We start from the raw sequence: 18,296 nt of genomic DNA on the forward strand, positions 1-18,296 counted from the left end.
GCCGCATGGAGGCGAGCGATTTCCGCGCTGCGGAGATTGTGCCGATTTTGCAGATGCAGCGATGTTGGCTAAGAACAAGCAAGGCAAACAGGGAGGTGCGGAATGGCTGAAGGTCTGTGCGCGGTCGTGACGGGGTCGGCGTCCGGCCTCGGAGCCGCGACCGCGTTGCTGCTGGCGAAGGCCGGCATGCGCATCGTCGTGAACTATTCGAACAGCAAGAGTGAAGCCGAGCAGACCGCTGATCTCTGCCGCAAGGAAGGAGTCGAGGTCGTCGTCATTCAAGGCGACGTGTCGCGCGATGAGGATTGCCGCAAGATCGTCGCCGCCGCTGCGGCTTGGGGCCGGCTGGATGCCCTCGTCAACAATGCCGGCACCACCAAGCACGTGCCGCACAATCAGCTCGATGGCCTTTCGGCGGAGGATTTCCAGCGCATCTTCGCAGTCAACACCATCGGCCCCTTCCAGATGGTGCGCGCCGCGCGGCCGCTGCTGGAAGCGGCGGCCAAGGCGACGGCGCGTGCGTCCGCGGTCGTCAACGTCTCGTCGGTAGCCGGCATCAGCGGCATCGGCTCGTCGGTCGCCTACGCCGCCAGCAAGGGCGCGCTGAACACGATGACGCTATCGCTGGCGCGCGCCCTGGCGCCTGCGATCCGCGTCAACACCGTCTGCCCCGGCTACATCGATACGCCCTGGTTCACCAAGGGCCGCGGCGAGGCCGGTGCCAAGCAGGTGCGCGATGCGGTGGTCGCGCGGGTGCCGCTGCGCGCGGCTTCATCCGCTGAGGACATCGCGCAGCTCGTGGCGTTCCTGGCGAGCCCGGCGTCAGGCCACATGACCGGCGAGGTCGTGCGCATGGATGCGGGGATGCATCTGTTGGGGTGAAATCGTCATGGCGAGCGGCCGCTGTGGTGGCTCGCGATGACGTGGCGCGAGGCCGTTACCGATTGAAATCGCGGATCGTGCCGCTCGCGACCAGCCTGTTCCAGATGAACAGCACCACGATCGCGCCGAGGGTTGCGGTCACGTAGCCCGCGCCCTGGTCGGGGCTGTAATGGCCGATGGCCTGCCCGATGGCGGTGGCGATGAACGCGCCGACGATTCCGAGCACGATGGTCAGGATGAAGCCGGAGGGATTGTTGGGACCCGGCGATAGAAGCCGCGCCAGGAAGCCGGCGACCAGCCCGACGATCAGAATGTGCAGCATGAGTCTCGTCCTTCCCGTCAACGATCGCGGAGCGTCAGATCCGGCCCGCCAACTCATGCTCGGTCGGCAGCCGACCGTCCGGCGTGAGCTGATCGATCACTTTCGGCAGGTACTGGCTCAGCCCGTTCAACAGCTCGTCGCGCGACAGCCCGCTCTGCGCGGTGAGCTGATCGATCTGATCGGCGCCGAGCGCATTGGCGAGATCGCCGGGCGAGATCGGCTTGTTCTCGCCGGGGGAGACCCAGGAGTTCGCGGTGTCGCCATGGCCTTTGTCCTGGAACTGGCGCAGGAGATCGCCGAGCCCGCCCGACAACACGCTGCCGGCCGCGCCGCCCGCAAGCAGGCCGCCCAGGCCGCCGGCGATGATGTTGCCGAGGCCGCCACCAAGCGCACCGCCGAGCGGTCCGCCTTGATTCCCGGTCGGCTGGGGCGGCGGGACTGGCGCAGGCGCCGCGTTCGGCTGCTGTCCATTCTGCGAGAAATGCTTCACCGCTTTCCACGCCAGCAAAGCGAGGATCGCCATCGTCATCGGCGACATGCCGCCGTTCTTCTGCGTGGTCGGATGACTCGGCCCGCTCGGGCCGTTCTGCATGCCGTTGAGGATATCGAGTAGACCCATGACCTGCTCCTGCGCCCCGCGCCGACAAACCTATGGGCTTGCACGCGGCGTTACAAGCCGCGGTCAGATTCGTCGCACAGGGGAACGTGTCGCGCGCGGCTCAGTTCCGGGCTTCGGCCCGTTTCGGCGCCTTGGCTCCGGGCGGTGCGGCTGCGGCCTGGCTCGGGCCGGTGAACATCCGCTTCAGCTCGTCGAGCTTCTCCGACAGGACTGGAAAGTTGCACGAGAACGAATCGCGGCGCCAGCCGTCCTTGGCGCATTGCGCTGCCTTGATGCGGGCGCGTGCCTCCACGTTCGACGCCGGCGATGGCAATCCGCCCTGCGCGGTCGCGGCCGGGGGCTTGTTCGGCCGTTGCGGCGGCGGGGCCGGCATGGCCGGCTTCGGCGGCTCGATCGCGGCCCGCGCCGTCATGTCCCGGAGCGAGGGCTGGAGGTCCTGCGTTTGCGGCCGCGACATCATCGCCGAGCTCATGTTGGCGTGGCGCTGGCGCTCGAGGTATTGCGTATACTGCTGGTCGATGAACTTCTGCTCTTCGGCCGTGGGATTGGGGCCGGCGATGTCGAAGCTGCGATCCTGCATGAAGTCGTAATAGACGTAGCCGCCGCCCGGCTTCCGTCTCCCGGCAAATTTCGCGTTGCATTGCGCCAGCGCCGCCGTCTTCTCCTCCTTGGAGGCGGACTTCTCGGCAGCGTCGGCACACTCCTCGAAATCCGTCGGGGAGCGGCTCCACCATTCCGCATGCGCGCGTTGAGGTTGCACGGCAGGCAGGCAGGTGATCGCTGCAAAGACCAGTACTGGCAGGCGGGGTGGGTACACGAACGGTAATCCTCAGCGGCTCCCCGCCTCAGATGACGGGAGATTGTCGCCATTTTGCGGCGGGGTGTGACTCCAATGCTGCGTAAATTGAGACTTTCTTCTTTATCTGCCGTGGTTCCGTGATCTCGTTGCCACAGTCGGGCCGGCAATGACGGCAGCGCCGTTCGTGAATCGCGCCTTGCTGTGGCGCCGGAACGATACGCAGCATTTTTCCACCATTTTCATCCCGCCGTAGTTGACGAAACTAATCTTGACGTTGGAAAGATTGGTGTTGACGAGACCGGGCAAGCGCTCCTATGAATATCTTGACAATGGAAAGATGAGCTGCGCCGCCCGGTGCGGAGGAGAGGCTGCGATGAAAGTGTTCCTCACGGTCAAGCTGGCGCTGTTGCCGTTCGTCGCGTTCTGGACCCTGCTGGCCTGGCATCAGCCGGCATGGGCGGTGTGGTCCGCGCTGGCCCTGGCGCTCGCCGCCAACGTCTGGCGAGCCTCCCGGAGCGAGCTCGCGCTGCTGGAGCTCGGAAGCCTCGCCCTTTTCGTCGTGCTGGCGATCGCCAACGACGTCGCGCCGAATTGGACGGCCGGCAACGCGCTGTGGCTGTCCTTCGCAGGGCTCGGCCTCATCAGCTTCGCTTCGCTCGCCGTCGGCCGTCCCTGGACCGCGGACTATTCCCGCTCGGCCTATGCCGACAGCGCCTCGACGCCCCAATTCCACCTGATCAACATGATGATGACCGGGCTCTGGGGCGTCCTGTTCCTGGTCCTCGGCCTGTGCCGCTGGGCCGGCGTCGCCTCCTGGATCGCGACGATGATCGTCGTCGGCGGCGCGCTGATCTCGATCTTCGGCCCGCGCTTCGCAATTCGCCAGGCCTTGCTGCGCATGCGGGCCGCGCGCGAGGAGTGCCATTGGCCGGCACCGGGCTTCACCCCCGCGGCCGGCGTCGACTGCGACGTCGCGGTGATCGGCGCCGGAATCGGCGGGCTGACGGCCGCCGCCCTGCTCGCGGAGTCCGGGTTGAAGGTGAAGGTGTTCGATCACCACGTGGTGCCGGGCGGCTTCTGCCACACTTATCTTCGCAAGGCTCACCACGACAACAAGCCGGTGCTGTATCGCTTCGATGCAGGGCCGCACGATTTCTCCGGCGTCTGGCCGGGCGGGCCTGTCGACAGCGTGCTGCGCCGGCTCGGCGTCGCCGACCGCATCCAGTGGCGGCGGGTCACCCACTCCTACCGTCTCGCCGGCCGCCGCGTCGACGTGCCAGCGGACTGGCGTGCTTATGTCCGACTGCTCTGCGAGATGTTTCCCGCCAGCGCGGACGGGCTCACCCGGCTGTTCGACACCATCCATGCCATTTTCGAAAGCATGTACGCGACGGGGCAGGGTCGCAGCGGCATTCCCGGCATGCCCGCCACATTGGAGGAGATGCTGGCCTTCCCGCGCAAGCATCCGCAGGCGTTCAGGTGGATGAACCGGCCGTTCGACGAGCTCGTCGCCGCCCATGTCTCCGATCCCGAACTCATCGCCTATCTCAATGCGCTGTCGGGCTATCTCGGCGACGGCAGCGAGACGCTGAGCTGCGCCCAGATGGTCCCGATCTTCGGCTACTATTTCAAGGGCGGCTTCTATCCGGTCGGCGGCTCCGGCCGCCTCGCGGACGTGCTCGCCGAGGCGGTCACCGCCAGGGGGGGCGAGGTGCATCTGAAATCCAGGGTCACGCGCATCCTGGTCGAGGAGGGCCGCGCCGTTGGCGTCGTGCTCGGCAACGGCCGCACGGTTCGCGCGCAGGCGGTGGTCTCGAATGCCGATCTCGGCCGTACCTTCACCGAGCTTCTGAGTCCCGACGATCTGCCCGCCGGTTTTCGCGAGCGTGCCCGCACCCTCGCGCCGGCGACGTCGTGCTTCTCGGTGCATCTCGGCCTCGACATCGTGCCCGACATCGCGCCCGCCACGCATCTCGATACGCCGATGGGAATCGGCCTTGCCGTGATGTCCAAGCTCGACCCGTCGGCGGCGCCCGAAGGCCATGCCACGATGACGATCATCACCCTCGTGCCGCACGATCAGGCCACGCGCTGGTTTCCGGGCGAGGGCGGCGACGACTGGAAGGCGTGGCGGCGCTCGCCGGACTACGAGGCCCGCAAGCAGCAGCTCGGCGATGCCATGGTTGCCGCTGCCGCGACCGTCATTCCCGACTTGTCCAGGCATATCGTCTATCGGACCGACGCCAGCCCGGTGACCTATGCACGCTATGATCTCGCCAGCGCCGGCGCGATCTATGGCGTGGCGCAGTCGGGACGGCTGAAGGGCGCCAAGGCGCCGGTGCGCAATCTCGTCATCGCCGGCGGCGGCAATGCCGGAGCGGGCGTCGAGGCCGTGGTGATCTCGGGCGCGGAGGCGGCCGAGGCGCTGGTGCCGGGTCTGCTGGCGCGCGCATCGGCAGTCGCGTCGGACGCGGTGACGGCGCGGCCGCGGGCGGCCTGAGCGCGGCGCCTGCCGCAGCTCGGGCGTATCAAGGCGTATAGAGGTAGCGCAGCAGGGTGCGGCCGACGGTCTCCAGGCTCTGCGCCGAGCACTGCTCGATCGTATCCTGCGTGGTGTTGAAATAGGGCTCGTAGTCGAAGTCGATGACGAGGAAGCTCGGAATGCCGGCCTGCTGCAGCGCCGTGTGGTCGTCGCTGATCGGATACGCCGTGGGCTCCGGCGAGAACGCCGATGGCGCGATACGGCTGCCGATGCTCCAGAACCTCTTGACCTCGGGCAACGCCGAGGCCAGCGACGACGGCTCCGGCTGCAGCTTGAGATCCTTGTCGCAGACCATGTCGAAATCGACTGCCTTCTCCGGCTTGTGCGTCGGATAATAGGTCTTCAGGTTGGCCGCGAAATGCGGCGAGCCCAGCGGGCGCCAGGTCGGATCGCCGGCGCCGAGCGATTTCGGCCCCTCCTCGCCGTCGAAGAAGATCATGTCGATGCCGACGTCGGGCTTCGGCGACAGCGACAGCACGCGTGCGGTCTCGAGCAGCAGCGCCACCGCCGAGGCGGAGTTGTTGGCGCCCGGCATCGGTGCGTCCGGCGATTTGGGATCGCGATAGGCCTTGATGATGCTGTCGTAATGGGTGGCGACGATGACGCGCCGCGGGTTCTGCACCTGGAAGCGGGCGATGATGTTGGTCAGCGGGATCGCCTTGCCGTCATCGCCCTTGGCGGTGAAGCTCTGCGTGAGCACGGCGTCCGCCGCGCTCTTGGCCATCGCTGCCTTGATGTAGTCGATCGTTTTCTGATGTCCCGGCTCGCCCATCGATCGCGGCGTGAACCGCAGCAGATCGGCGATGACAGCCATTGCGCGCTGACCGTCCCACAATTCGATCTGCGCGTCCGCGGCGTAGGCGGTCGGCGATATCAGCAGCAATACGGCCGCTGTCGCGGTGGCGGCGAGGCGAGGCCAGAACTCAGTCATCCGCAAAGCTCTTCAATGATGAAAATCAGGACGTCTTCTTGCCGAAGGGAATGAACAGGATGCCGGCGCAGCCAGCCAGCGCCACGGCGAAATAATAGGTGATCGCGCGCGAGCCGATCGTCGGAATCAGCGCGAACGTCGTGACGAGCGTGCCGACGACGTTGCCGATGGTCGAGACGCCATAGACCAATCCGGCGACACGGCCGGCCTCGCCGGCCGAGCGCGTCAACAGGCTGACGGCGATCGGCGAGAAGGTGCCGAGCAGGGTCAGCGGCACCAGCAGCAGCGCGGTCGAGGCCATCAGCGTCGCCATCGGTCCGTCGCCGATGCTGTCGAGGATGTCGGCCATGACGGTGTCGGCGGTCGCCGGAACCAGCGCCATGTAGGCGGCGGCGATCAGGATCATGGTGCCGATGGTGCGCGTCGTCGGCTGCCGATCGACGATGGCGCTGCCGGCGAAATAGCCGATCGCGAGCGCGCATAGCACGGTCGAGATCAGGCTGGCCCAGGCGCCGATGCCGCTGCCGAAATACGGGTTGAGGTAGCGGCTGCCGAGCATCTCGAAGCCCATCAGCACGCAGCCGACCAGGAACGAACAGAGATAGATCGCCAGCATGCCGGCGCGGGACACCGGCGCGCTCATGGCAGCTTCTTGTTGTGGCGCTCGATGCTCTTCAGCGCCTCGACCGGCGCGAAGTCGTCGGTCAGCACCTTGGCCTTGGCGTCGATCACCTGGCCGTTATCGATGTCGATGCGCTTGCGCTGCGCCAGCATGTCGGCGAGCTTGTAGCGGAAGCCGAATTCCTTGTCGCGCTCCTGCGCTGTCGCGGCGAGATCCTCGGGCTTCCGCTCGTCGCCGGGATAGGCGACCATCACGATGTTGCCGCCGGCCTCGTAGAAGTCGACCTGCGGGAACACGCTGTGGATGGTCTTGACCGCGGCGTCGAACAGCATGGTCGACGGCTCGACGTTCTGCGCCACCACGCCGCCCTCGGCGAGATGCTCCTTGACGAGCTGGTAGAATTCCTTGGTCAGCAGGTGGAACGGCACGAACGGCCCGCGATAGGCGTCGATCAGGATGATGTCGTAGCGCTCCTTGGATTCCTGCACGAACAGCCGGCCGTCGCGGTTGGCGACGTGGAAGTTCGGCTCCTCCTTGATGCCGAAATATTTCTTGGCGAGCTCCAGCACGGTCGGGTCGAGCTCGACCGACGTCACCTGCACCTTGGGCAGGAAGCGGTGCAGGTACCAGGCGGTGCGGCCGCCGCCGAAGCCGATCTCCAGGACCGAGCCGACATTCTTTGCGTACATGACGCTCGCGGTCATGAAGCGGGTATAGTCGACCGGCAGATCGAGCTCGTCCTGGGTGTTGTAGACGCTCTCGGTATAGATGCGCCGGTTGTGACCGAACGTCATGCTGCGGTAGGGCGCCTGCTCATAGACATAGATGTTGTTGTAGAGCGACTCCTTCGACTCCAGCAGGTGGCGGGTGTCCTGCGCGCTTGCGGCGGCGATGGAGAGGAAGCTTGCGAACACGCCTGAAATGACCGACCGGATGAGCATCGACTTGTCTGTGTCCCTCGGCTGAAATGGGCAGGCGCGCTGAATCAAGCGGATCTCGTGGCGCCGGACGCCTGGCCCGGCCACGAGATGCGCTCAGGCACGACCAATACGGCAATCCCGAGGCCGGGTTCCGGATTGGCGCCGTTCTCTTAGACCATCGGCTGCCGTCCGGATAGTCAAACCGCCCCTCCCAAACGGGGGTGTGATCGGGCATGAGCGGCCCCGCTCTAACCGGGATCGCGCGGCTGCGTTCCCGTCGCCGTCCCCTCAGGGGACCCGAACATCGTTGTGCCCCGGTCGGCCGCCCGGTCCAGGCTCCGACCGGAGAGGCTTCCGGTCGGTGGCCGGGTCTGCTATGGAGGCGGCGAAGCAGGTGCACTTCGGTGCAGGCTCCGGTCCCGTAGCTCAGCTGGATAGAGCGGCGGTTTCCTAAACCGTAGGTCGCATGTTCGAGTCATGCCGGGATCGCCATCTGCCGCAGCCTTGCACGCGCAGACATCTCCAGATCAAACCCAGGGCGCGCCTGATCCGGCCCGTTCGGGAATCGGGTGGAGCGCTTCGCTGCCATCGAGGAACTTCTTCGGGTGAGACGGCGGCCTGAGCCCCGTCCGCGCGGCGCGCGCAATCGCCGCCGAGATGCATCACCCTGGAGAGCTTTCCATGCATACGACCATCGAGCCGGGCATCCTCTATTTCGGGACGCCGGTCGTCCTCATCAGCACCGTCAACGAGGATGGCGGCTTCAATCTCGCGCCGATGTCGTCGGCATTCTGGCTCGGCTGGCGCTGCATGCTGGGCCTCGCCGCCGGATCGAAGACGCCGCAGAACATGCGCCGCACCGGCGAGTGCGTGCTGAACCTGCCGTCGGTCGATCTCGTCGCCGCGGTCGATCGCCTGGCGCTGACCACGGGATCGGACCCGGTGCCGGCGATGAAGCAGCGCAAGGGCTATCGCCACGTGTCCGACAAGTTCGCCGCCGCCGGGCTGACCGCAACGGCGTCGGAAACCGTTGCGGCTCCGCGCGTCGCGGAATGCGCGGTGCAGCTCGAAGCCCGCATCGAGTCGGTGCATGGCATCGCCGCCGACGACGCGATCCTGAAGGGGCACATCCAGTGCTTCGAGGTGCGGGTGCAGCGGGTCCATGTCGACGAGGCCATCCTGATGGACGGTACGCGTGACCGCATCGACCCGGACAAATGGCGGCCGCTGATCATGAGCTTCCAGCAGTTCTATGGCCTGGGCGCGCGCCTTCACGAGTCGCGGCTGGGCACCATTCCGGAGGCGGCCTATCGCACGCCCGACGTCGAGCGCGCCCGCGAGGCGGCCATGCGGATGGAGGTGGCGGCAGGCTGAGCCGGCTCGGCCTGGAGTCTCGCCTGAAATCGCCCGGCCGCACGTTGAAGCTTGCATTCGAGTGCGAGAGGTGGGGACATCATGGGGGCTGTGGCTGTCGACCGGCTGCTGATCGAGGCGGCTGATCATTACAATGCGGGGCGCGCCGGTCCGGCCAAGGCGCTGTGCAGCGACATCCTCCAAGCGGTGCCGGATCATCTGCCGGCGTTGCATCTGTCCGCGATCCTCGCCTTCGCCGACGGCGGCATGGCGGAGGGTGCGGAGCTGCTCGGGCGCGTCTTCGCCCGCGATCCCCACCATGCGCCGGCCTATGTCACGCTCGGCGATGCGCTCGCCGTGAAAGGCGAGCGCAAGGGCGCCGCCGATGCGTTCGCGCGCGCAGCGGCTTTGCGGCCGCTCGATGCGGCGATTCACAGCAGGCTCGGCAGCGCGCTGCTCGAGCTGTCGCGCTTCGCCGAGGCCGAGGCCGCCTATCGCCACGCGCTGGCGCTCGATCCGGCGCTGTTGCACGCGCGCTGGAATCTCGCGCTCGCCTTCAACCGGCAGGGGCGGCTTGCCGAGGCGGAAGCAGCCTATCGCGCGTTGCTCGAGCGCGAGCCCTCCTATCCCGGTGCATGCCGGGCGCTGGCGCATGTGCTCGCCGACCAGGCCAGATCTGACGAGGCCGTGCCCGCCTATCTGCATGCGCTGGCGGCGCAGCCGGCCGATGCCGGCCTGCATCTCAGCCTGGGCGATGTGCTCTACAAGCAGCGCGCCTTTGCCGAGGCCGCGGTCCAGTATCGTCAGGCCTGCGATCTCGCGCCCGGCGATGCCAACGCTGCACGGCTGCTCGGGCACGCGCTGCATGAGGCCGACCGTCCGGCCGAGGCCGTCGAGGCCTATCGGCGCGCCGCCATGCTCGATCCCGCCGATGTGGTCGTGCTCAGCAATCTCGCAGCCTGCCTGTGCGGGACAGGCCAGCTCGATGCGGCGATTGCCGCCTGCGAGCACGCGCTGGCGCTGCAGCCCGATCACGCCCCGGCGCATACCAATCTGGGCATCATCCATGAGATGCGCGGCGAGACCATCGAGGCCGTCGCGGCGCATCGCCGCGCCGTCGCCTCCGATCCCGGTTACGCCAAGGGTCACGCCAACCTCGCGGTGGCGCTGCGCAACGCCGGCGACATCGACGCGGCGCTGGCCGCCTCGCATCGTGCGATCGCGCTGGCGCCCGACAATGCGCTCGCCCGCTACAATCACGCGCATTTCCTGCTGATGTGCGGCGACCTCGTGAACGGCTTTGCGGAGCATCGCTGGGGCCGCGACTGTCCGGACCTCTCCGCGGGCATGCCGCGCTTCGACGCGCCGGAATGGCAGGGCGCGCCGCTCGACGGACGCACGCTGCTGCTGTTCGCCGAATATGGCATCGGCGATGCGCTGCAATTCGTGCGCTACATCGATCGCGTCAGGATGATGGGGGGACCGGTCGTGCTGCAGGTGCAGCCGGCGATCGCGCCGCTGCTGCGCCGTCTGGAGGGCGTGACCGTGGTGCCACGCGGCGCGCCGCTGCCGCCATTCGATCTGCAGGCACCGCTGATGGATCTGCCGCGCATCTTCGGCACCACGCTGGAGACGATCCCGGCCGAGGTGCCTTATCTTGCGGCCGATCCGATCAAGATGGCCGCGTGGCGCAACGTGCTCGGGCGCGCGCCGTCGTTGAAGGTCGGCGTCGTCTGGGCCGGCAATCCCAGGCACAAGGGCGACCGCCAGCGCTCGCTCACCGCGCAGGCGGTGCTGCCGCGGCTGGTGATGCCGGGCGTGCAGCTCTATTCCTTGCAGAAGGAGCCGCGGCCGGACGATGCGCTAGGGCTCGCCGAGCTTGGCACCGACGTCATCGATCTCGCGCCGCTGCTGAGCGACTTCGCCGAGACCGCGGCCGCCGTCGCCGCGCTCGATCTCGTCATCTCCGTCGACACGTCGGTGGCGCATCTCGCCGGCGCGCTCGGCCGTCCGGTCTGGGTGCTCTTGCCCTATGCGCTCGACTGGCGCTGGTTGCGCGATCGCGCCGACACCCCGTGGTATCCGACCATGCGGCTATTCAGGCAGGAGAAGCCCATGGCTTGGGACGGTGTGCTGGCGCGGACGGCAGGGGAGCTTGCGCGGCTGGCGGCAGGTGAGCGCGGGCCGTTGTTGCCCGGGCTGGTATGAGGCGGTGAGCGATGTCGAAGGCTGACAGGGCCTGACGCTTATCGCATGGCCATGCGTGCGAGACCGGTCTGATCCGAGCGCGTGGACGGAAACGACAATCGCCACAAGCTGAAGAGCATCGGGAGTTGGAAAACGAAGCTGATCGCCGCAGCGCCCGCCAGCACCTCGAAACGTTGTGCCTCGATCAGGGCCTTGGCGCTCGGGACCACGTGGACCAGGCCGTCGGCGACGTAGACAAGCGCGACGGTCCGCCAGATGTTGGTGGACAGCCAGCCCATCCTGAAGGCGTGATCGAACAGCGCGAGCAATCCGCCGAGCGCGAGCGTCGAGCTCGCCATGTGAGACGGCGTGTCGTAGAAGCCGGGCTCCAACGCGGCCTGGACGAACCAGAGTCCGTAGACCACCGCGACGATCTTCAGCAACATCAGTTCGTTCCCAGGCTCGCGAGCTTGTCGTCTGCCTCCGGGCAACCGATCGGATTGCGCCCCCTTGATCGGAGCAGGCACGCGCGACATCGAGCTTACGATGCGTGTCACGAAGGCTCTGTTAATCGGCTCGCTTGGATTGTCCTGAACGAGCCGTTTTGCTCGCGCCTTTGATCCAGGTCCCGTGATGCAAGGGCCAGGCGCGGTTGCGGACATGGTAAAGGACCGCGTGTCCGGCCTACTGCTCCCCCAGCAACTCCCTCACCCTCGGCACCACCACCTTGCCATACAGCTCGATGCTCCGCATCAGTTTCGCATGCGGCAGCGGACCGGCTGAGTATTTCAGCTGAAACCGCGACAGGCCGAGCGCCTTGATCGTCGCGGCGATCTTCTGCGCCACGGTCTCCGGCGAGCCGACATAGAGCGAGCCGTGATCGGCCTCCTGGACGAACTCGTCGCGGCCCATCGGCGGCCAGCCGCGCTCGCGGCCGATGCGGTCGCGCATGGTCTTGTAGTCCGGCCACAGCTCCTCGCGCGCCACTTCGTCGGTGTTGGCGACATAGCCCGGCGAATGCACGCCGATCGGCTTCGTCTCGCGGCCGAACTGCTTGAGCGCGCGATGATACAGCTCGACATAGGGCCCGAACCGTTTCGGGTCGCCGCCGATGATCGCGAGCATCAGCGGCAGCTCGTAATGCGCGGCGCGCACCACGGACTCGGGACTGCCGCCGACGCCGATCCAGGCCCTCAGCCGTCCATGCTCGACCGGCGGATAGACCAGTTGATCCCTGAGCGGCGGGCGCAACCGGCCCTGCCAGGTCAGTGGCTGCTGCGGCAGCAGGCTGACGAACAGATCGAGCTTCTCCTCGAACAGCGCCTCGTAGTCCTTGAGATCGAAGCCGAACAGCGGGAAGGACTCGGTGAACGAGCCGCGGCCGAGGATGACTTCGGCGCGGCCGTTCGAGACCGCGTCCAGCGTCGAAAACCGCTGGAACACGCGGATCGGGTCATCCGAGCTCAGCACCGTCACCGCCGAGCCGAGCTTGATCTTCGTGGTGCGCGCGGCGATCGCCGCCAACGCCACCTCCGGCGCCGAGATCGCGAAATCGCCGCGATGGTGCTCGCCGAGCCCGATGAAATCGAGCCCGAGCTGGTCGGCGAGCACCGCCTCCCCGACGACGTCGCGGATCACCTGGGCATGGGCGGCCATCGCGCCCTCCGCGTTGCGGGTGACGTCGCCGAACGTGTCCAGGCCGAATTCGATCGCTGTGCTCATGTCTCATTCCGTTGCGTCGGGCCGTCATACGGCCTCTGCTCGTCAGCTGGAAGGGGCCGCACCGGATTGCAAGCGGAGGAAAGCGAAACACAAGGTTTCCGTGAGCTTGAGCGCATCATGAGAAGGTTGGGCCGTCGCCATTCTCCGTCATTCCGGGGCAATCGTCGATGCGCAGGCGCGGAGCGGCGGCGTGTTGACGATTGAACCCGGAATCTCAAAGTCGTTCAGAACGGACGCAAGACAATATCGAGATTCCGGGTTCAAGGCCTCTCGGCCTTGCCCCGGAATGACGGTGGTCGTGATACCGGGCGGATCAGACTGTCCGGACGACCGACAAAAATTTTGCTTTCGTTTTTCCAGAAAGTATGCTCTACTGCGTTCATCCTGCCTCATCGATGAGGGGCGTACGCGCGGTCGTCACGAGACGCGAGGCAGGGATGCGGTGGCCGTAGCGGGTCGCAGCGCGGTGTCGCGCCGACGAACGATCCGATGCGGACAGTCAAATCGCGTGGTCCTGGCCTCCCGATGCTGAGGTCAAGCCGGATGATGGTGCGGAAGCGCATCACGCCGACGATGGGGGCAACACAGCCGGTCCCCAGGGAGAGCGCGAAGCAGCTGTTAAGACCATCGCGCAGGGAAGGCCGGGATGTCCCAGCCGAACCTGTGGTTCCTGCCGCCTGCATTTTTTTTCGCAGGCGGGCCATGGGGGCGGCGAGCTCCCGGTCTTCCCTGCGCCTCACGTTTCAGAGGGCACGCGATCCGGACAAAGCTCGGGCTTGAGCGGCCGCGAGGGTACGAACCCATGGCCTCGGCTGATGCGATTGCCGCCCGCGCCTCTTGCGCGGTCATGCCATGCCAAAAAATGGGCGTGTGAGCCGGTGACGCATCACGTAGGCTCAAGGCACCTCTCACCCGGACACACGTGCATGGCGGCGGGCAGCGACTATCAGATCTTCGAGGCGGGCGACGTCGTGCTGCAATCGGGCGTGACGTTCCCGTCGCTGCGGCTCGCCTACAAGACCTACGGCACGCTGAATGCGGCCAAGGACAACGTCATCCTCTATCCGACCTCGTTCGGTGCCCAGCATATCGACACCGAATGGCTGATCGCGCCCGGCGGCGCGCTCGACCCCACCAAGTACTTCGTCATCATTCCGAACCTGTTCGGCAATGGGCTGTCGTCGTCGCCTTCGAACACGCGCGAGCTGTTCGGCGATGCGCCGTTCCCGGCCATCAGCTATCACGACGCGGTCGCGGTGCAGCGCCGGCTCGTTGAGGAACAGTTCGGGATCAGCCGGATCGCGCTGGTCTATGGCTGGTCGATGGGCGGCATGCAGGCCTATCACTGGGCCGCCTGTCATCCGGACATGGTGGAGCGTGCGGCGTTGGTGTGCGGCAGCGCGCGCTGCTCGCCCTACAATCACCTGTTTCTCGACGCGGTGAAGGCGGCGCTGATGGCCGATCCCGCGTTTCGCAACGGCCGCTTCGCCGAGAAGCCGGTGGCCGGCCTGCGCGCGATGGGGCGGATCTATGCGGGCTGGGCGATGTCCTACGAGTTCTACCGCGACGAGGTCTGGCGCGAGCAGGGCTTTGGCTCGCAGGAGGACTATCTCGCCGCCACCTGGGACTTAGCCTTCGCGCATCGCGATGCCGACAACCTGCTGGCGCAGATCGCGATCTGGCAGGGCGGCGATATCAGCAACTGCGCGGCGTTCGGTGGCGATCTGGATCGGGCGCTGTCGGCGATCGCCGCGCACATGCTGCTGATGCCGGGCCGGACCGACCGCTATTTCGACTGGCGCGACAATGAGCGCGAACTGCCCGGGCTGGTCAACGCGCGCTCCGCCGTGCTGCGGCCGATTCCGTCGATCCACGGCCACCGGGCCGGCAATCCTGTCCGCATCCCGGCCGATCGCGACTTCATCAAAGCCAACGTTTCCGCCCTTCTCCAGAGCTGACACTTGAGTTCGACATGACCGACGTGCCCACCGACGAATTCGCGCCCCGTCCGAAGCTGCTGACACCGCCGGTGCTGCAGCAGCTCTGCACGCGCTCCAACATGCAGGGCGCGCTACGCACGCTCAGCCATTACGGCGCGATCATCGGCGTGGGTGCGCTGATCGGAGCGATCGCATCGACGCATGGTGTGCTGTGGGCGCTGCCCTTGCTGCCAGTGCAGGGCGTGCTCATCGCGTTCCTGTTCATGGCGGTGCACGAGACCGCGCACAAGACCGCCTTCGACAGCCGCAGACTCAACCTCGCGGTCGGCTATCTCTCCGGCTTCCTGATCGGACTGCCTTATGAATATTACTGCCTGTTCCATTGGGAGCATCACCGCCACACCCAGGATCCCCTGCGCGATCCGGAGCTGATCGTCGGCCCCAAACCGCGCTCGGAGACGCAACTCGCGATTGCCTATTCCGGCCTGGTCCAGGTGGCCGGCCGTCTCAGGCTGCTGCTGAAACATGCGGTGACCGGCGAGGTGACGGTGCCGTGGGTCCCCGCGGGCCGCCGGGCGATCGTCGTGCGGGAGGCGCGCGCCTATGTCGCGGGCTATGCACTGCTGCTCATCGCCTCGCTGGCGCTGCACAGCGCGCTGCTGCTGTGGGTCTGGGTGCTGCCGCTGCTCGTCGGACAACTGATCCTGCGGCCCTATCTCTACGCCGAGCACACCGGCTGCGATCATGCGAGGAGCGCCTTCCAGAACACGCGGACCACCCTCACCACGCGGTTTGTGCATTGGCTGGCCTGGAACATGCCGTATCACGTCGAGCACCATGCCTATCCGGCGGTGCCGTTCCATGCGCTGCCGAAGCTGCACGCGATCGTCGACGGCGAGATCAAATATCGCGGGCAGGGATACGTCGCCGTGACGCGGCAGACCTGGGCGTGGTTTCGCGCGCAGTGGAAGGAAACGAAGTCTCATCCATGATGAGTTTGGATCCGAGTTATCGCCGCTCGGCCGGTGCGCTCCCTCTCCCGCTTGCGGGGGAGGGCTGGGGTGGGGGCGCCACAACGGCAGTCTTTCCAGAGCATCCCTCACCCGCATCGCATCTCTCGATGCGATGCGACCTCCCCCGCAAGCGGGGGAGGCGCAGACCGACCACGTCGCCAGGGATGTCAGCAAGCCATCGTGCCCGACCGGTGCGCGTCCTCCCGGCACGCCCCTTGTGGGAGAAGTGCAGTGATTGGCGTCGTGTTGATATGGTCGCAGCGACGCTGGCTCACCGCCATCGCTCGCGCATCCGCGCGCCGAGATCGATGCGCGGCCCGGAGCGCGCATATGCCGACCCCGGCTGCACCCGCGGCCAGCTCGCGCGTTCGAACAGCGGCACCAGCGCCTCCGGAATGAACCGCGTGCGCGAGGCATAGACGTGACGATCGCCGCGCACCGGCTGGCCGTGGACGAAGAACCGCTGCGGCACCAGGAGATGCAGATCGTCCTTGGCGCGGGTCATCGCGACATAGAGCAGCCGCCGTTCTTCCTCCAATTCGGCGCTGGAGCCGGCGCCGAGATCGGACGGCATGCAGCCGTCGACGACGTTGAGGACGTGCACGGAATTCCACTCCATGCCCTTGGCGGAATGGATGGTGGAGAGGATCAGATAGTCCTCGTCGAGCAAAGGCACGCCGGACTGATCGGAGGTGGCGTCGGGCGGGTCGAGCGTCAGCTCGGTGAGGAAACGCTCGCGCGACGGATAGCCGCTCGCGATCTGCTCGAGCTGCAGCAGGTCGGCGGTTCGCGCCTCCGCATCCTCATGAACGCGCTCGAGATGCGGCTGATACCAGTGCCTGATGCGCTCGATATCTCCGGGCCATTCCGAGACGCGCAGCTGCTCCAATGTGCGCACGAACGCGGTCCAGTCATCGCCGGCGCGCGCCGGTGCGGACTGCTCGCAGAGGCGCGCGATCGGATCGGCACTGGCGCTGATGGCATCGAGCAGACGCTGCGCCGACGCCGGGCCGATGCCCGGGATCAGATGCAGCACGCGGAAGCCGGCGATGCGGTCGCGCGGATTGGCCACGAAGCGCAAGCAGGCCAGCACGTCCTTCACGTGGGCGGCATCGAGGAACTTCAGCCCGCCGAACTTCACGAACGGGATGTTGCGGCGCGTGAGCTCGAATTCCAAGGGACCGCTGTGCGACGACGTGCGGAACAGCACGGCCTGTTGCTTCAGCACGATGCCTTCCTCGCGCTTCGCCAGCACCTGCTCGACGATGTAGCGCGCCTGATCGGTCTCGTCGCTGACGGTCACGAGCTGCGGCTTGCGCGAACTCGTGCGGTCGGTCCACAGATTCTTGGTGAAGCGCTCCCGCGCCAGCCCGATCACGCCGTTGGCGGCCGTGAGGATCGGCTGCGTCGAGCGGTAGTTGCGGTCCAGCGTGATGATGTCGGCGCGCGGACTGAACTGATCGGGAAATTCCAGGATGTTGCGCACGGTGGCGGCGCGGAAGGCGTAGATCGACTGCGCGTCGTCGCCGACCACCGTCAGTCCCGCGCCGTCGGGCTTCAAGCCGAGCAGGATCTGCGACTGCAGCCGGTTCGTGTCCTGATATTCGTCGACCAGCACGTGGTCGAAGCGATCGCCGATCTCGCGTGCGATGGTTTCGTCCGCCATCATCTGCGCCCAGTACAGCAGCAGGTCGTCGTAGTCGAGCACGGCATTGGCCTGCTTGGCTTCGACATAGGCCGCGAACAGGCCCTTCAGCTCGCCGGCCCATTCCGCGCACCACGGAAAATGCCGCACCAGTGCCTCGTCGAGCGGCATGTCGGCGTTGACGCAGCGCGAATAGATCGCAAGGCAGGTTCCCTTGGTCGGGAAGCGTCGCTGCGTGTTGGACAGGCCGCGCTCGTGCCGCACCAGATTCATCAGGTCGGCGGAATCCTCGCGATCATGGATCGTGAACACAGGGTCGAGGCCGACGCGCTCGGCGTAGTCGCGCAGCATCCGCGCGCCCAGGCCATGAAACGTGCCGGCCCAGGTGAGCGCGGCCGTGATCGGCTCGGCCTTGCCGCCCAGCACCTTGCGGGCGATGCGCTCGACCCTGCGGCTCATCTCGCTCGCCGCGCGGCGCGAGAACGTCATCAACAGGATACGGCGCGGATCGGCGCCATTGACGAGCAGATGTGCGACGCGATGCGCGAGCGTGTTGGTCTTGCCCGAGCCCGCGCCGGCAATGATCAGCAGCGGCGGGCCGGGCGCGGCGCAGGCACCGCCATGCTCGACGGCGCGGCGCTGCTCCGGATTGAGATCGTCAAGATATGTCGCAGCCGTGGCCTGCACGAATCGTCCCTCAGCCTGCAAGAATCAGTGATTTGCGCCGCATGTGCAACGCGATGGCCCGGTCGCGGCAGCGTTTTACATGATTCGCAACCGGTCTTTTTTGTCACGGTTG

The 18,296-nt window shown here is 66.7% G+C and carries 15 protein-coding genes and 1 tRNA gene; 7 read left to right on the forward strand and 9 right to left on the reverse strand.

Annotated features, from left to right (window positions below; genetic code table 11):
* Positions 1-102: 102 nt before the first annotated feature.
* Positions 103-882 carry an SDR family NAD(P)-dependent oxidoreductase gene (locus ACQR13_RS04350; protein WP_434845210.1) on the forward strand — a complete coding sequence of 260 codons (780 nt, stop codon included), beginning with the start codon at positions 103-105 and terminating at the stop codon, positions 880-882.
* 55 nt (positions 883-937) lie between these two features.
* On the opposite strand, the gene ACQR13_RS04355 is transcribed toward ACQR13_RS04350, so the two are convergent.
* The 3 genes from ACQR13_RS04355 to ACQR13_RS04365 form a co-directional block, all read right to left on the reverse strand.
* Positions 938-1,204, reverse strand: coding sequence for a GlsB/YeaQ/YmgE family stress response membrane protein (locus tag ACQR13_RS04355; RefSeq protein ID WP_315715257.1), 267 nt, complete (start codon positions 1,202-1,204; stop codon positions 938-940).
* 34 nt (positions 1,205-1,238) lie between these two features.
* A complete protein-coding gene (locus tag ACQR13_RS04360) occupies positions 1,239-1,823 on the reverse strand; it encodes a YidB family protein (protein ID WP_315752288.1) in 585 nt (194 codons plus the stop codon).
* 100 nt (positions 1,824-1,923) lie between these two features.
* Complete coding sequence (locus ACQR13_RS04365) at positions 1,924-2,625, reverse strand: hypothetical protein (RefSeq protein ID WP_409998663.1); 702 nt, start codon at positions 2,623-2,625, stop codon at positions 1,924-1,926.
* Positions 2,626-2,995: 370 nt separating this feature from the next.
* On the opposite strand from ACQR13_RS04365, the gene ACQR13_RS04370 reads away from it, so the two are divergent.
* A complete protein-coding gene (locus ACQR13_RS04370) occupies positions 2,996-5,122 on the forward strand; it encodes a phytoene desaturase family protein (RefSeq protein ID WP_315752286.1) in 2,127 nt (708 codons plus the stop codon).
* Between the two features lie 28 nt (positions 5,123-5,150).
* Here the strand turns inward: ACQR13_RS04370 and ACQR13_RS04375 are convergent, their stop codons facing one another.
* Genes ACQR13_RS04375 through ACQR13_RS04385 form a run of 3 tightly spaced genes read right to left on the reverse strand, consistent with a single transcriptional unit; the run spans position 5,151 to position 7,658 of the window.
* Complete coding sequence (locus ACQR13_RS04375; protein WP_315752285.1) at positions 5,151-6,095, reverse strand: M28 family peptidase; 945 nt, start codon at positions 6,093-6,095, stop codon at positions 5,151-5,153.
* Between the two features lie 25 nt (positions 6,096-6,120).
* Positions 6,121-6,738 (reverse strand): fused MFS/spermidine synthase, encoded by a 618-nt coding sequence (locus tag ACQR13_RS04380; RefSeq protein ID WP_315715262.1) that lies wholly within the window; start codon positions 6,736-6,738, stop codon positions 6,121-6,123.
* Positions 6,735-7,658, reverse strand: coding sequence for a spermidine synthase (locus tag ACQR13_RS04385; protein ID WP_434842313.1), 924 nt, complete (start codon positions 7,656-7,658; stop codon positions 6,735-6,737). The genes ACQR13_RS04380 and ACQR13_RS04385 overlap by 4 nt, the downstream gene beginning before the upstream one ends.
* A gap of 394 nt (positions 7,659-8,052) precedes the next feature.
* On the opposite strand from ACQR13_RS04385, the gene ACQR13_RS04390 reads away from it, so the two are divergent.
* From ACQR13_RS04390 to ACQR13_RS04400, 3 genes are all read left to right on the forward strand, one after another.
* Positions 8,053-8,129 (forward strand) — tRNA-Arg (locus ACQR13_RS04390).
* Positions 8,130-8,318: 189 nt separating this feature from the next.
* Positions 8,319-9,011, forward strand: coding sequence for a flavin reductase family protein (locus tag ACQR13_RS04395; RefSeq protein WP_315825504.1), 693 nt, complete (start codon positions 8,319-8,321; stop codon positions 9,009-9,011).
* A gap of 81 nt (positions 9,012-9,092) precedes the next feature.
* Positions 9,093-11,198 (forward strand): tetratricopeptide repeat protein, encoded by a 2,106-nt coding sequence (locus tag ACQR13_RS04400; RefSeq protein WP_434862600.1) that lies wholly within the window; start codon positions 9,093-9,095, stop codon positions 11,196-11,198.
* Positions 11,199-11,236: 38 nt separating this feature from the next.
* Here the strand turns inward: ACQR13_RS04400 and ACQR13_RS04405 are convergent, their stop codons facing one another.
* Both ACQR13_RS04405 and ACQR13_RS04410 read right to left on the reverse strand, forming a co-directional pair.
* Positions 11,237-11,623 (reverse strand): hypothetical protein, encoded by a 387-nt coding sequence (locus ACQR13_RS04405; protein ID WP_434862601.1) that lies wholly within the window; start codon positions 11,621-11,623, stop codon positions 11,237-11,239.
* Positions 11,624-11,861: 238 nt separating this feature from the next.
* On the reverse strand, positions 11,862-12,899 hold the full coding sequence (locus tag ACQR13_RS04410; protein ID WP_434862602.1) for an LLM class flavin-dependent oxidoreductase: 1,038 nt from the start codon (positions 12,897-12,899) through the stop codon (positions 11,862-11,864).
* 926 nt (positions 12,900-13,825) lie between these two features.
* Here ACQR13_RS04410 and ACQR13_RS04415 point away from each other — a divergent pair.
* Positions 13,826-14,857, forward strand: a complete 1,032-nt coding sequence (locus ACQR13_RS04415) for an alpha/beta fold hydrolase (protein ID WP_434862603.1) — start codon at positions 13,826-13,828, stop codon at positions 14,855-14,857.
* A gap of 14 nt (positions 14,858-14,871) precedes the next feature.
* Positions 14,872-15,831: a fatty acid desaturase gene (locus tag ACQR13_RS04420; RefSeq protein WP_434862604.1), complete on the forward strand. Its 960-nt coding sequence runs from the start codon at positions 14,872-14,874 to the stop codon at positions 15,829-15,831.
* Positions 15,832-16,123: 292 nt separating this feature from the next.
* Here ACQR13_RS04420 and ACQR13_RS04425 read toward each other — a convergent pair whose 3' ends face one another.
* Complete coding sequence (locus ACQR13_RS04425; RefSeq protein ID WP_434862605.1) at positions 16,124-18,184, reverse strand: ATP-dependent helicase; 2,061 nt, start codon at positions 18,182-18,184, stop codon at positions 16,124-16,126.
* Positions 18,185-18,296: the final 112 nt, after the last annotated feature.

Source organism: Bradyrhizobium sp. HKCCYLRH3059 (assembly GCF_051168035.1).
Taxonomy (GTDB): domain Bacteria; phylum Pseudomonadota; class Alphaproteobacteria; order Rhizobiales; family Xanthobacteraceae; genus Bradyrhizobium.